General features: G+C 50.9%; 14 protein-coding genes. 6 read left to right on the top strand and 8 right to left on the bottom strand.

Annotated features, from left to right (window positions below; genetic code table 11):
* Nucleotides 1-3 precede the first annotated feature (3 nt).
* Nucleotides 4-219, bottom strand: a complete 216-nt coding sequence (locus tag GC101_RS05190) for a helix-hairpin-helix domain-containing protein (RefSeq protein WP_076245482.1) — start codon at nucleotides 217-219, stop codon at nucleotides 4-6.
* Between the two features lie 29 nt (nucleotides 220-248).
* Entirely contained in the window at nucleotides 249-1,625 is a 1,377-nt protein-coding gene (locus GC101_RS05185; RefSeq protein ID WP_171716399.1) for a metallophosphoesterase, read from the bottom strand.
* Nucleotides 1,626-1,938: 313 nt separating this feature from the next.
* Between GC101_RS05185 and GC101_RS05180 the strand changes: the two genes are divergently transcribed.
* Together GC101_RS05180 and GC101_RS05175 are read left to right on the top strand one after the other, a co-directional pair.
* Nucleotides 1,939-2,538 (top strand): nitroreductase family protein, encoded by a 600-nt coding sequence (locus tag GC101_RS05180; RefSeq protein ID WP_039298087.1) that lies wholly within the window; start codon nucleotides 1,939-1,941, stop codon nucleotides 2,536-2,538.
* 79 nt (nucleotides 2,539-2,617) lie between these two features.
* A complete protein-coding gene (locus GC101_RS05175) occupies nucleotides 2,618-2,812 on the top strand; it encodes a DUF2188 domain-containing protein (RefSeq protein WP_039298089.1) in 195 nt (64 codons plus the stop codon).
* Nucleotides 2,813-2,911: 99 nt separating this feature from the next.
* Here GC101_RS05175 and GC101_RS05170 read toward each other — a convergent pair whose 3' ends face one another.
* Together GC101_RS05170 and GC101_RS05165 are read right to left on the bottom strand one after the other, a co-directional pair.
* Nucleotides 2,912-4,156, bottom strand: a complete 1,245-nt coding sequence (locus GC101_RS05170) for a peptidylprolyl isomerase (protein WP_171716398.1) — start codon at nucleotides 4,154-4,156, stop codon at nucleotides 2,912-2,914.
* A 253-nt stretch (nucleotides 4,157-4,409) separates the two neighbouring features.
* Entirely contained in the window at nucleotides 4,410-4,745 is a 336-nt protein-coding gene (locus GC101_RS05165) for a LytTR family transcriptional regulator DNA-binding domain-containing protein (RefSeq protein ID WP_039298093.1), read from the bottom strand.
* A 199-nt stretch (nucleotides 4,746-4,944) separates the two neighbouring features.
* Here GC101_RS05165 and GC101_RS05160 point away from each other — a divergent pair, with 199 nt between their 5' ends.
* The gene (locus GC101_RS05160) at nucleotides 4,945-6,051 is read left to right on the top strand and encodes a lactonase family protein (RefSeq protein ID WP_171716397.1); all 1,107 of its coding nucleotides are present in this window, start codon (nucleotides 4,945-4,947) and stop codon (nucleotides 6,049-6,051) included.
* Nucleotides 6,052-6,208: 157 nt separating this feature from the next.
* Here the strand turns inward: GC101_RS05160 and hfq are convergent, their stop codons facing one another.
* The gene (gene hfq, locus GC101_RS05155; RefSeq protein ID WP_039298097.1) at nucleotides 6,209-6,430 is read right to left on the bottom strand and encodes an RNA chaperone Hfq; all 222 of its coding nucleotides are present in this window, start codon (nucleotides 6,428-6,430) and stop codon (nucleotides 6,209-6,211) included.
* A gap of 111 nt (nucleotides 6,431-6,541) precedes the next feature.
* Between hfq and GC101_RS05150 the strand changes: the two genes are divergently transcribed.
* Nucleotides 6,542-7,222: a phosphatase PAP2 family protein gene (locus GC101_RS05150; protein WP_171716396.1), complete on the top strand. Its 681-nt coding sequence runs from the start codon at nucleotides 6,542-6,544 to the stop codon at nucleotides 7,220-7,222.
* A gap of 32 nt (nucleotides 7,223-7,254) precedes the next feature.
* Here the strand turns inward: GC101_RS05150 and GC101_RS05145 are convergent, their stop codons facing one another.
* Nucleotides 7,255-7,755 (bottom strand): hypothetical protein, encoded by a 501-nt coding sequence (locus GC101_RS05145; RefSeq protein WP_171716395.1) that lies wholly within the window; start codon nucleotides 7,753-7,755, stop codon nucleotides 7,255-7,257.
* Nucleotides 7,756-7,983: 228 nt separating this feature from the next.
* On the opposite strand from GC101_RS05145, the gene GC101_RS05140 reads away from it, so the two are divergent.
* Both GC101_RS05140 and helD read left to right on the top strand, forming a co-directional pair.
* Entirely contained in the window at nucleotides 7,984-9,039 is a 1,056-nt protein-coding gene (locus GC101_RS05140) for an FUSC family protein (protein ID WP_171716394.1), read from the top strand.
* 236 nt (nucleotides 9,040-9,275) lie between these two features.
* Nucleotides 9,276-11,633 (top strand): RNA polymerase recycling motor HelD, encoded by a 2,358-nt coding sequence (helD, locus tag GC101_RS05135; RefSeq protein WP_171716393.1) that lies wholly within the window; start codon nucleotides 9,276-9,278, stop codon nucleotides 11,631-11,633.
* 228 nt (nucleotides 11,634-11,861) lie between these two features.
* On the opposite strand, the gene GC101_RS05130 is transcribed toward helD, so the two are convergent.
* Nucleotides 11,862-13,073 carry an MFS transporter gene (locus tag GC101_RS05130; protein ID WP_246354180.1) on the bottom strand — a complete coding sequence of 404 codons (1,212 nt, stop codon included), beginning with the start codon at nucleotides 13,071-13,073 and terminating at the stop codon, nucleotides 11,862-11,864.
* Nucleotides 13,074-13,085: 12 nt separating this feature from the next.
* Entirely contained in the window at nucleotides 13,086-13,523 is a 438-nt protein-coding gene (locus GC101_RS05125; protein WP_171716392.1) for a MarR family winged helix-turn-helix transcriptional regulator, read from the bottom strand.
* Nucleotides 13,524-13,566 lie beyond the last annotated feature (43 nt).

Below are 13,566 nucleotides of genomic sequence, written 5' to 3'. Positions count from 1 at the left end.
AGCTTACTTGGCAAAATCAAGCCCTTTGTCTGCAAGCGCCTGCCGTAGGATCCGGATGCCCTTGGGACCCATACCGTGCAGCTTCAGCAGCTCTGCTTCGGTAATTGTGGTTAGCTGCTCGAGATTTACAATACCGGCTCCGGCTAGCGCCCGGTGCGCCGGCTTGGAGATGATCTCAGGCAGGCTGCTGCCTGGCGGGGATTCATGAGTATCTGTCACTAAGCATGCTCCTCTCAAAATAATGTCGGTTACTGTGTAGTCAGAACCATCTCCAGCGATACATTGCTCTGTTCTGAATGCTCGGCCATACTGCGGATATACCCGGACATGAATCCGCCCTCCATACTCTCCCACAGTTTATATCCCGGCATGGCTTGGATCTCGTCCAGTGAGTCAGCGGCGGTGCCGGCGAAATATTTCACGTTCAGCTTGGACATGACCTCGGCCATTGACTGCTTCTGAGCTTCTGTAAAGGTGCTATCCTTCAGTCTGGTCATTGCCTTCTCATAAGATTCACCTGCAAAGGTATCTTCAGCATACGATTTGAAGTTCAGCAGATGAGGATCGGTAATATCCTTCGCTTGAGCCCAGCCCTCCACGTCGACTGCGGCCGTATTATAGGTAAAAGCACGGGAGACCGGATCAAACGTCATCGCGCCGTACTGATGGGGATTAACCGCCATTGCGCTTGTAGCAATATCGTATACAGGCATGGCCGGATCAATAGAATCCTCGGCAGGGTCCCGGCGGATATCCTGCATATGGATATGCCCGGATAAGACCAGATTGAGGCCATCCTTGCGGAGCGTCTTCATGGTTTCCTGGCTGTTGTTAAGCTTGAAGCCGGATACCGCCATGGAGGTGTGGCTTAACAGGTTATGATGCATTACAGTAATGATCGAGGCATGCTCCTGTGCGGCCAGCTTCACGTTCTCATCCATCCAGGACAAGGTTGAAGGTAAGATCCGCCCGTCCGTCTGCGGGAAATTATATTCTTCATTATGCGCATACTGGGCGCTGTCAATCATCAGAAGCCAGAGGCCTGGGGCGGCCTTAACCACATAGCTTAGGCTGTCAGCATCCCGGGATAGCGCCTCATGGTAACCGAAATCCTCATAGGTCGCGAGGAAATCCTCCATATTAATATGATCTGCAACTACCTGCTTGTCACCGTCAAAGGATCTGGCCCAAGGGTTATTGATATCGTGGTTGCCGGGAATAACATATACGCTGGTGCCCATTGCCTCAATCCGGTGCAGCTTCGCGGCTAACTCTTTATGGCTGCTTGCTTCACCATTGTTGGTGAGATCGCCGCTGAGAATGAGGAATTCAGGTTTCTTCTGTTCCACATCATAGACAAGAGCCTCAGTTAATTCATCACTGTAGGGAAGCATCTTACCGTCTCCGCCTGTGACATAGGTCTGGAAGGCTTGGCCGCCATCCTCAAGCGCTTTATCCAGATAATGTGTATCGGTAGCGACCCAGAAGGACACAGGCGCAGTGGAATCTATAGATGTCTCAGGTTCTGTAACCGCGGCCGCTGCATTTAATGATGTCGAAGCTGTGTCTTTGCAGCCGCTTAGAATCAAGGCAGAACTTAGCAGCATTAATAATGTGAATTTCATTGTTCGTTTAGTTCCATCCTTAAGAGGGGAGCTCATAAATGACCTTCTTTCTGCACTTTTGCTGAATCATTGTAGCGTATTTATTGACAGGTTGTATATACGAAAAGTTAGTGCCATGTTTCTAAACGTGAAGATCAGCTTATAGAAAATAGTGGAAGGCGCATAATTACTGCGAATACTGCGACACTAAGAGCTGATATATAAGCATAAGCAAGCTGACAGGAAAAAGTTGTGAATAAGAGTTGTATTCCGGTAGGAAAAGTGTTAAGATTTATAAAAGTAAGTTACTTAATTAAATGGAGGTAGTTATTTTATGTCTAAGAACTTTTTCGAAGCGGTAAAAGGCAGACGTTCCGTATATGCAATCAGCAAAGAATCCCCAATCTCTGATGAACAGATCCAGAAGATCGTTGAAGAGGCAGTATTACATAGCCCGACTTCCTTCAACTCCCAGAGCTCCAGAGCCGTGGTTCTGCTGGGTGAACAACATGATAAACTGTGGGATATCACTGCAGAAACCTTGCGTAAAATCGTTCCGACTGAACAATTCGAAGGCACTGCCCAGAAATTAGCTTCTTTCAAAGCCGGTTACGGCTCCGTGCTCTTCTTCGAAGACCAGGCGGTAGTGAAGCATCTTCAGGAGAACTTCGCGCTGTATGCAGAGAATTTCCCGATCTGGGCCAACCAGTCCTCAGGGATTCTGCAGTTCGTAGTGTGGACAGCTTTCGCAGAACAGGGTCTGGGCGCTTCGCTTCAGCATTATAACCCGCTGATTGACGATGAAGTCAAAGAAACATTCGGTATTCCGGCAGAGTGGAAGCTGATTGCACAGCTGCCATTCGGTACAACTGTAACCCCTCCGGGAGAGAAAGAATTCCAGCCGATCGAAGAGCGTGTGAAGGTCATTAAATAAGGAAACATTACAATAAGTGGTTTAGAACCTCCCTGATCCGGCTAAGTATGAGTATAGTCAGATCAAGGAGGTTTTTGTTATGCCATGGAATAAGGGAGACTATCCGGATTCTCTGAAGAACTTCACTGCACCTGTGCGCAACAAGGCTGTGGAAATTGCCAATGCGCTGCTTGAGGATGGTTATGAGGAGGGGCGGGCGATTGCCATTGCCACCGCACAGGCCAAGGAGTGGGGCGAGAATCACGACAAACAGATCCGTAAAAAGAATCATTGACAGCTGCGTCCGGGCCTAAGGCCGGACAAGCAAAGAGGACAGGCGGGGGAATCCGCCTGTCCTCTTTAGGTATGTGTGTATTATGCAGGAATGAATAGATTACTTGGCTGGAGCTTCTGTTGCAGCAGCTGCAGCAGGGTCTGCACTGGCATCTGGTGCGGCAGATTCTGCAGGAGTAGCGGATGCATCAGGAGTATCGGTCAAAGTATTGGTGATGGTGGCATTCTTGGTCAAATCAGCCAGCCAGGTAGAAGACATTTCCGAGACTTTCTGCGCTTTCAGAGTCTTGGTGATTTCCTCTTTCTTCTCAGCAAGCGTGTATTCATGTGCTTCTTTACGGTCAGTAACCTTGATAATGTGGTAACCGTAATCGGTCTTCACAGCGCCGCTGGTTTCACCAACCTTCAGGTTGAAGGCCGCATCGGAGAATTCAGCAACCATATCGGCACGTTTGAAGAAGTCGAGGTCTCCGCCATTGTCTTTGGAACCGGTATCTGCAGATTTCTCTTTAGCCAGTGTGGCGAAGTCTGCTCCGTCTTTCAGCTGTTTGACGATGGCATCAGCTTCTTCTTTGGTTTCAACGAGGATGTGGGAAGCGCGAACTTCTTCTTCCTGATTGAAGGTAGCTTTGTTCTCGTCGTAATATTTGGAGATGTCCTCATCCGTAATGGTAACCTTCGGTTCAACCAGCTTGCGGATCTCAACCTGCAGAGGCATTTGCTTCTTCAGGTCATCCAGAGTCATGGAGCTCTGCTGCAGAGCAGAATTCAGAGCTTCCTCACCGCCGAACTGGGTGGTCAGATCTGCGATCTCCTGATTAATATCTTCATCGGTTACGGTAATGTTGGCTTTCTTCGCTTCCTGATCCACGAGAGTGGTAGTAATCAGGTTCTGCAGCGTGGATTCGCCGCCTGCTTCAACCAATTTATCGTAGAGCTGTGCTTTCGTGATATCCGTTCCGTTAACGGTAGCAACAGCGATCTTGCTGTCGTCTTTCTTGAAAGGCTGCACAATCAGGACTACGATTAATGCCGCTGCCAAAATGATGGAGGCAATCATCCAGCCTTTGCCGCCTGCAGGTGCTGCCGGCTTGGAAGGAGGAGTACCGTCGCCTACCTTGTTCATTACGGGAACGCTTTCTTCAATTTTCGGAGAGTGTACGCTGCCGGAGCTTTCTGTTGCAGCTTGTACAGGTTCTGCCGGAATAATTACTTCATCCTGAGGTTCAGATACAGCCTCCGCAGGTTCAATTCCATCTTCCGGGGTAACTACAGAAGTGTCGTTCTCTTCCGGCGTTCCGCCGTTTTCAAGCTGTCCATTTTCGTTGAAATCTTTTTTGTCCATTATAATTAATGACTCCCTTCAATATAGGTGGTGCCTGTCTTTCTACAACTTTACCAGAAAACAGAATTCCAAACCTTAAGAAAGTATAAAAAAGCATAATAACTTTTTAATATTCCATTAAGAAACAGGAAAAAGCCGGAGCAGCAACAGGTTTCCCCATGCGCGCTCCGGCCAGATGAGAGAGACATTGAATGCGTAAAAATGATTCCATGCTGTATTCTACGGATTAGCAGGCAGCGGATATGTATCCGCCTTAGGAGCTAAGTCCTCTCAGCAGATGGCGGATGCTTTCCTGTTTGCGTCTGGGAACGCGTACAGATTTCGCATACAAGCCCATTTCACCGAAATAGATACAGTCATCTTCGATGGAGCTGATCTTGTTCAGGTTAACGTAGCAGCCCCCGTACACATGATAATAGCTGTTGCTTGACAATAAGCGGTTCAGTTGCTCGGCAGTCATTCTCTTTTTAATGTTGTAGTTTCTGCCGTGAAAAATGACAAGGTCATGGTCCCCGACCTTAAAGAACAGAATGTCTGTCTCCACCTCGAAGTCCTCATATACATTTCTGGCTTCCAGCAGGCTGCTCATTCGTGTTCCCCCTTTATACATAATTAACATTGATGTTAGCGCTTTCATTATAGCATACTCTTTTTGCTTTGAGAAGTCTTATTTTTGAAATGTTTTTTGTCATTTTTTCCGTTGCATTTGTCATACCTCACGAAAAACTGTAAATTATATAGATGGCTGATATGCATCCATAACCACAAGTTGGAGGAGGATTACCCAGATGAATGAGAATACGAAGCTGCTGTTGTTTACCGGCTCTTATGCAACGGCTGAGGAGAGCGGAGTTCAGGTGTTTGCTTTTGACGGTGAAGCCGGAGGTACACTTGAGCGGCTGGATACAGCTGATGGCATAACGAACCCGACGTTCGTAAATGTGGACCCTTCCGGGCTGAAGCTGTATGCGATTGGCGAGAAGCCAAGTGGGGAGGGCGGCAAAGAGGGAGAGATTGTAACCTTCGCGATTGAGCCGAAGACCGGCAAGCTGACTGAATTGAAGCGGACTCCGACGATGCCTGCCGCAGGCACGGGTCAAACCACGACCTGTAATATCAATAGAGATGCTGAAAGCGAACATATTGTAGTATGCAGCTATCACGGGGGAACGGTAGGACTGCTCACCCTGGATGCAGACGGGATACCCGAAGCCCTGACGGATATTGCAGTACATACCGGACATAGTGATCTTCCGGGCCACGACCGGCCGCATCCGCATTCGGCCATCTTCAGTCCGGATGAGCGCTTCCTGTTTGTGTCTGATCTGGGGCTGGATCTGATCCGGACCTACCGGATTAACAAAGAAGCGAAGAAGCTTGAAGCGCTTGGAGATACTGCACTTCATGAAGGAGCGGGACCACGCCATTTCGTGTTCCATCCGGATGGCAAATCCGCTTATGTGATCAATGAGCTGGATTCCACCGTAACTTCCTTCCTATATGATGCTGCTGCAGGGACTCTACAGACGGCATTTACGGTATCGACACTTCCTGAAGGTTATCCGTCAGAGAATAACAGCTGTGCCGAAATTGCATTTTCCAAGGATGGCAGATATCTGTACGGCTCTAACCGCGGCCACGACAGTATTGTGGTCTACGCTGTAAATCCGGCATCGGCTGAGCTTACATGGGTGGAGCATGTATCCACAAGAGGGGGGCATCCGCGCCACTTCACGGTCACGCCGGACGGAGCCTATCTGATTGTAGCCAACCGGGACGGCAATAATCTGGTGGTCTTCTCACTGGATGCTGCCGGCGGGCGGTTAACCTTCACAGGAAATACGGCGGAATTGTCCAAGCCGGTCTGTGTAATGCCTGCAGTATTTGCCGGATAATTATTTCGGACCGGTTACTAACTGCAAAGTGTAATGCTTGTCCTGCCAGGCAACAATGGCAAAAGGAACACCGGAATGGCTTGCTCCGGTGTTCCTTTTGAATTCGGGACGGTTAATTTGTAGGTGTTAGGCCCAGAGATGCGCCGGGCGGGACTGCTTATTTGAGTGAGACGGGCTTCAGCGGCACTACCGTGGAGACTGCCGATTTGAAGAGTACGTTCTGTCTGCCGTCACCTTGACCCTGCAAGGTGATAGTATAAGCGTCATAAGAGGTTACGAGTCCCTGCATTTTGACTCCGTTAGTTGTAAAAATGGTCACGGGCACTTTTGTTGAGATACACTGGTTCAACAATCGTTCCTGTAATTTTAGACTTTCCACTTTGGCAGCACTCCATCTTTAGTATGAATTAACTTCTTAGGCAATTATAACACGGGAGAGACTCTTCCAGGAAATCTGTCATCAGGCGCGGAAATAGACAAGGGGGTAGTTATGCTTTATTATCATTACTGGTCCGGCGGATTTCGCCGTTTTATATGGTTTTTGCTGGGATTTATCCTGATCGCTGTATTGGTGAAGCAGGGCGGAGCTGCTGGCTTTGACCGTGCCGTTATACATATCGTGCAATCTATGGAGTCGCCGCCGCTCACTGCGCTGGCCAAAAGCTTATCGCTCGTCGGCTCCTCGAGGCTGGCTATCGGGATTTCGCTGCTCACGATGACTATATTATTCTTCGCCTTGAAGCACCGGATGGAGCTGGCATTGTTTCTGTGGGTGGGCTTAGGCTCGCAATTGCTGAATACACTGCTGAAGCTGTGGTTCCACCGCGAACGTCCCACTATACACAGACTTATTGAACAGGCCGGGTACAGCTTTCCGAGCGGACATTCTATGGCTGCCTTCTCTTTATACGGAGTGATTGCCTATCTTCTCTGGAGGCATATGCACAACAGACGTGAGCGATTCATCCTGATTCTGTTCACCGTACTGATGACCGGCGGGATCGGCTGGAGCCGGATATATCTGGGCGTGCATTATCCCAGTGATGTGATCGGCGGATACGCAGCCAGCGGCGCATGGCTGATGCTGTCTGCCGCCTGCTTCGAGGCTTACCGGAACTCCAGGGAGCGCAAAGGGGCAGGCCCGCACGGCAAAAAGGATGCCCGCAAATAATCTGCAGGGCATCCGCATCATTGACTGGTGCTTTAGCGTGTCTTCGGCGCAGCAGGCTGCTGTGAAGGCTTGGCCTGATGAAACTGAGCCGCACGGCTAAGGCTCAGCTTGATCATAACAGGCAGCCCGGCCTTCAGCTTGTCGGCGTCCTCTTTCGTAATCCGGCCGTCCTTGACCGACTCGTCGACCTTGAGGCTGGCGGCTTCACTCAGCTTCTGGATGTACTGATCTTCGCTCCAGCCCTTTTTCTCCTGGGCGAGGGCAGAGAGTGTCTTGCCTGCCTTCAGGCTGTCTATGAGCTCTGAGCGGTCCATCTCAAGCAGCTTAGCCGTTTCATTGATAATGAAATGGCCTCCGGCCCGGAAGTTCTTGTTCCCGCTGTGAGGATGCCCATGCTCCTTGCCGACGTGTATGGAATCCGGTGCGGAAGTGGGTGTGCCGGCAGACGGATTCTCTGCATAAGCGGCAACCGGTGCCATAGTGAGCATTACGGCTGCGGTGAATGCAGTAATTCTTTGGATAGGGTTGTTCATGATTCACCTCTTCTGAGTTGTGTGTTGGCTGACATGTATCCAGTATTCCCCGAAAGCTGAAAGAATCCTTAAACCCGGCTTAAGCCATACTAAAATTCGCCAGCGTGCTTCATGGGTAATAATGTGTGTGCAATTATTAGAGATTTACCGAATACCTTCAGGATATACATAAATTTTTAATCACAGCATCTATATTGAAATAGATCAAGCTCTTTAGGAGGGATGGATTTGGCTTTTGGTGCCCGCATACTCAAAACAGGAATGGCAGTCACGCTCGCACTTTATCTGTCCGTTCTATTTAATTTCGCCTCCCCTGTCGGTGCGGCTATAGCGGCAATTTTTGCAATGCAGCCATCCATATACAGATCATGGAGGTATTTCCTCGATCAGATTCAGACCAGCACCATGGGAGCTGTGATAGCACTGCTGGGCGGAATGCTGCTGTCCAATGAACCGATTGCGGTCGGGCTGGTATGTATTCTGGTGATTATGATCAGCATGAAAATGAACCGCGCCGATACAATCGGCCTGACGCTGGTTACCGTAATCTCCGTAATGGAGGCTTCCGGGCAGTGGCAATTTGCGCTCACCCGTTTTCTGCTGACGCTGACCGGTATTCTGTCGGCATTCATTATTAATATCGCTGTCTTTCCGCCGAAGCCGCGCAAGCAGTACATCCAGCAGATTGAGAATGTGTTCACCAGCCTGTCACTGCTGCTAAGGACTGCGGTATCGCATGAAATGAAGGAAAGTGTATTCCGGGATGAGAAGAACGCTCTGGAGGGTTCCATTAAGGCATTGGCTGACAAGTATGCATTGTTCGAAGAGGAGCAGAAGCAGCTAAGAAGGGCGAAATACAGTCAGACCAGGCAGATGGTGGTGTATAAGAATCTGCTCAATTCTCTGCAGAAGGGGTTTCAGGTGCTGGAGGCTATAGACCGGCATTACTTCCAGGCCGAGCGGACAGATCGTACCGATGAGCTGTTTGACCGGCATCTGGAGCAGCTGATTAAATATCATGAGTACATCCTGCTGAAATTCGAGGATAAGCTTAAGCCGGGTGCGAATGATTCTGAACTTCTGGCAGAGGATAACGACCGTTTTCTGGAGGCGGCCATCCACGGATATGATCCTGAGAAATCCGGGCAGCTGCGGTTGTCCGTGGTGGCAGCGGCAATATATGATTACGGCTATCAGCTGGATCGTCTGGATAGGGTGGCTGATCAGATTAACCGGATGAACACGGACGAGAAGGACACTGCCGATATGACGGGGAAAATATAAAGAACAAAAAATCCGGTCCCAGAGGGGCCGGATGAATATATACATCATAAGGTTATGTATTGCGTGAAGCAATTCTTATCTTATAAATAAATTGTGCCGGAAACTTGTAAAAGCGCTAAAGAGTTGGTAATATAAAAAGATATCAAATAAAGTTCAATTCAAAAAAACATAGTTATTCAATTTAATTATAACATGTAGAATTATGAATGTCAACCTTCTGAAGGGGATGAAATGCATTGGATAAACATGATCACGAGTGGCAAGAGGAGCAGGAGCGGGTAACCGGAATTACCAGGCAGTTATCTACCCACATCCGGCTGCTGTCGGAGGAGCTTGGACTCCACCGTACGGATGTCGTGGATATGCGCAAGGACTTCTGGGAAGAAGTTACCGTGAACTTCAGCAGTCCTGACGATCTGGGCGAGACCTCAACAAGCCTGCGGCAGCAGGCGCAGATCCTGAACGAACGCGAACGCCATCATCTGCAGTCCAGTAAAGCACTCAAAAAATATAAAAAGCTGGTCGTATCCCCCTACTTTGGCCGGATTGATTTCTCGGAATCTGCTGATGCTGCGGCAGATAAAATCTATCTGGGCATCGGTTCACTGATGGAGGATAACGGAACCTTCCTGATCTACGACTGGCGGGCCCCGATATCGAGCCTGTATTATGACGGTGCGCCGGGTCCGGCGTCCTATGACACGCCGGGCGGACTAATTACGGGAAACATGGAGCTCAAACGCCAGTTTGTAATCGATAATGGAGAGATCGAAGTGATGTTCGATACCGGCGTAACGATCGGCGATGAGCTGCTTCAGCAGGTGCTGAGCCACAGCGCCGATGACCGGATGAAGAGCATTGTTGCGACCATCCAGAAGGAGCAGAATGCGGTGATCCGCAACGACAGAAGCCGGATGCTGGTTGTGCAGGGTGCGGCCGGAAGCGGCAAGACCTCAGCGGCGCTGCAGCGGGTAGCTTACCTGCTCTACAAATACCGTGAGGTGCTGCAGGCAGACCAGATGCTGCTCTTTTCACCGAACCCGCTGTTTAACAGCTATGTATCAACCGTTCTGCCTGAACTCGGTGAAGAGAATATGCAGCAGACTACCTTCCAGATGTATCTGGAGCACCGGCTAGGACAGGAGTTTCAGCTGGAGGATGTGTTCAATCAGACGGAGAGCCTGCTGAACGCGCCGGATGGGCCGGAAGCTTCCATACGCAGAGCAGGGATCACCTATAAATCCTCCGTATCGTTCCTGGATGTCATAAGGCGCTATGTAAACCTGCTGGAGCACGAAGGCATGATGTTCAAGCCGCTGATGTTCCAGGGGCGTGCGGTTGTCGGCAAGGAAGAGATGGAGCGCCAGTTCTATAGCTATGACCCGGGTATCAAGCTGGCTAACCGGATCGAACTGATGACCGGCTGGCTGCTCAAAAGAATAGCAGCATTTAGCATTGAGGAACGCAGTGCATCATGGGTCGATGACCAGATTGAGCTTATGGACAACAGCGACTATCAGCGTGCTTATAATATGATGCGCCGCAAGGGCGGAGGGCATAATGATAGCTTTGATGATTTTGAAACGGAGAAAATCATGCTCGCCCGTTATATCGTCAGCCAGCGCCTCAAGCCGCTGCGCGGCTGGACCAAGCGCGGACGGTTCGTTGATGTGAAGGGGCTGTACAGCCGGCTGTTTGCCGACCGGGAGTTAATGGACAGCCTGAACAGCAGCCAGGTTCTGCCTGATGTATGGGATGACATCTGCAGCTTCACGCTGGCTACCATTGCCGGGAACGAACTGGCCTACGAAGACGCGACGCCATTTCTGTATTTGAAGGAGCTCAGTCAGGGCTTCCGCACCAATACACTGATCCGTCATGTGATCGTCGATGAAGTGCAGGATTATTCGCCGTTCCAGCTGGAATTCATGCGCCGGCTCTTTCCGCGGGCCAAAATGACTGTACTGGGTGATCTCAACCAGGCAATCTATGCGCAAGGTGAGGTGCTGGGGGATTTGGCCGGGCTGGTCAGCATCTATGGCGAAGAGAACACGGAAGTGATCTCATTGACCCGCAGCTACCGCTCTACCTATGAGATTGTCGAGTTTACACGGGCGATGATTCCCGGAGGGGAGAAAATCGTACCGTTTAACCGGCGCGGCGAGGAGCCTTTGCTGACGGTCGTGGACAGTGAAGAAGACCTGCTGGCCTCGGTGGAGCAGGATGTGCTGAGTCTGCATGCACAGGGCTATCATTATGTAGCTGTTATCTGCAAAACAGCGGAAGAAAGTGCACGGGTGCATAATGAACTGCAGAGCAGGCTGCCGGTAAGGCTGGTTACCAAGGAAACGCCTAATTTCCAAAAGGGCACTCTGGTGCTGCCCGCCTATCTGGCTAAAGGCGTGGAGTTTGATGCGGTAATTATCTACGATGGCTCGGCAGAGAAATATGGCCGTGAGCATGAACGCAAGCTTTTCTATACAGCCTGTACCCGGGCGATGCATCTGCTTCATATCTACAGCCTGGGTCAGCCTAATCCGTTCCTTCCGGCTGCGGTGCGTGAGACTGTATCAGCAGGAGCTTTACAGGACTGAGAGCAATGGATTGTCTGCAGAACCGTCTACGCGTGTAAACGCCGGGCGGTTTTTTTTGACGCTTGCGAATATCAGACTTCAGAAATAACCACAATAAAAGGTGTTGTGAACGATGAGTGCCGCCCTGTACAGCAGCATTCGATTCACCGGAGTGGCACTTGGACCGCCGATGGTTCGCTGCTGCTGATATCATGGGGGCATTGGAAGGTATTTGGACTATAGCGGGGTTTACGTGTGGCTGATCACTTCCTGTGCAGGGGAGTGGCGTCTTCTGCTGCGCTGTGATGCATAGACGAAGAGGTAGATTACGAGCAGCAGGACAGGTGCGATTATGGAATATCTGTACATAACGGCATAGCTTGTATACAAGGCGATTGCACCAAGCAGCAAGGTGCCGATGGCGACTCCGAGATCAAGGGAGTTAAAGAACATGCCGTTAGCCAGTCCGCGCTGGCGCGGTTCTACGGATTGGATCATCCAGGTCTGAAGTGCAGGCTGCATCGACCCGAAGCCGAAGCCGTAACATAGGGCGGCTGGAAACAGTGCAGCTGTCGTTGTTGCAAAAGAGAGCAGCAGCAAACCGCCGGCGATAAACAGGCTTCCCGGGATGAGCAGTGCCGCCGGGCCAAAGCGGTCATAAATCTTGCCGGACAGCGGACGGATAATCACAATTGACACGGCATTGAACAGGAAGAAGTAGGCTACGTGGGACAGGTTCTTCTCAGCTCCGAAGAGCGCCAGGAAGCCAATCAGTCCGCCATAGGAGATGGATAACAGGAAGTTAAGCAGGCAGGGAAGAAACAGCCTGCGGTATGCCCCGCCCCCGGAGGCTGAAGCGGGTACTCCTGCGGGTTCTTTGTGCTGCGGGGGCAAGGTCTTGGCCAGGCGGTAGCCCAGCGGGAAGATAATAGCCAGCGCAGCTCCTGCGCCGAGGAGCAGGGAGCCAAAGCCGGGTCCCTGCAGCAGGCTGAGCCCGATCAGCGGACCGGCTGACATCGCCAGACTGGTGGACAGCCCGAAATAGCCCATGCCTTCACCCATCCGGCGGACAGGAATTACATCGGAGGCCATAGTCGGAAAGGCCGTACTGGCCATTCCGAAGCCAACGCCGAATAACATCCGGAGCAGCAGCAGGGCAGCGATACTGCCTGCGAAGTAATAGCCGGCTACGGCCGCGAGTGAAACGGACAGTCCGAGGAAGATCAGCAGATTACGGCCGCCCTTCTCCATGGCTTTGGCCGAGAATAGACGGGAAGCGATAGCGCTGAGTGCGAACAGGCTGGTTACGAGGCTGACCTGCACGGAAGTTGCATGAAGTGTGCCTTCCGCATACGCCGGAAGGGTGGATAAGGTCATCTGCAGGCCGGTGAACAGCAGCAGATTGCATAGGGTGAGAGTAATGAAGGACTTGGTCCATAGACGTTCTGTTGAATTGCTCAAAGGTGTGTGCTCCTATTCTTGATGGTTAGTGTTGTGGTAGATCAGCTCCAGCATGCTGCGGAGCTCTTCAAGCTGCTGCGGATTCAGCCCGGCCACGGCAGTATTAATGGTCTGCTGCTCCAGTTCGAGCGTATTTCCGATAAGCGACTGCCCTTCTTCTGTGGCGTAGAGCTGAAAAGCCCTGCGGTCACCGGGATTCATTGACTTGCTGATGAACCCTTTCTTGAGCAGGAGCTCAACGATCCGTGCAGTGGTCGGCTGGTCCTTGGCGGCAGCAGCGGCTACCTCCTTTTGGCTGATCCCGCTGCGGTCACAGATCATGAGCAGGACCGACCATTGCTCGGGTGTAATATCATAAGGCTTCAGAGCCCTGGCAAAGCCGGTGGTAATCCTGCGGTGGGTGGAGCCCAGCAGGAAACCGAGAAATTGCTGCGGAGAAGAATGCGGCATAAAAAATGCTCCTTCAGAAAATTAGTTGTTATGACAATTATAA

Origin of the sequence: Paenibacillus phytohabitans (genome assembly GCF_013141775.1) — a bacterium.
In the GTDB taxonomy this organism is placed as follows: domain Bacteria; phylum Bacillota; class Bacilli; order Paenibacillales; family Paenibacillaceae; genus Paenibacillus_AQ; species Paenibacillus_AQ phytohabitans.
The sequence above is the reverse complement of the archived record's forward strand: the minus strand, read 5'-3'. Positions and strand labels throughout refer to the sequence as shown.

Bases quoted from the DNA above. Each gene is read 5' to 3' on its own strand.
- GC101_RS05185 (WP_171716399.1), bottom strand. From the start codon at position 1,625: ATGAAATTCACATTATTAATGCTGCTAAGTTCTGCCTTGATTCTAAGC.
- GC101_RS05180 (WP_039298087.1), top strand. From the start codon at position 1,939: ATGTCTAAGAACTTTTTCGAAGCGGTAAAAGGCAGACGTTCCGTATAT.
- GC101_RS05175 (WP_039298089.1), top strand. From the start codon at position 2,618: ATGCCATGGAATAAGGGAGACTATCCGGATTCTCTGAAGAACTTCACT.
- GC101_RS05170 (WP_171716398.1), bottom strand. From the start codon at position 4,156: ATGGACAAAAAAGATTTCAACGAAAATGGACAGCTTGAAAACGGCGGA.
- GC101_RS05165 (WP_039298093.1), bottom strand. From the start codon at position 4,745: ATGAGCAGCCTGCTGGAAGCCAGAAATGTATATGAGGACTTCGAGGTG.
- GC101_RS05160 (WP_171716397.1), top strand. From the start codon at position 4,945: ATGAATGAGAATACGAAGCTGCTGTTGTTTACCGGCTCTTATGCAACG.
- GC101_RS05150 (WP_171716396.1), top strand. From the start codon at position 6,542: ATGCTTTATTATCATTACTGGTCCGGCGGATTTCGCCGTTTTATATGG.
- GC101_RS05145 (WP_171716395.1), bottom strand. From the start codon at position 7,755: ATGAACAACCCTATCCAAAGAATTACTGCATTCACCGCAGCCGTAATG.
- GC101_RS05125 (WP_171716392.1), bottom strand. From the start codon at position 13,523: ATGCCGCATTCTTCTCCGCAGCAATTTCTCGGTTTCCTGCTGGGCTCC.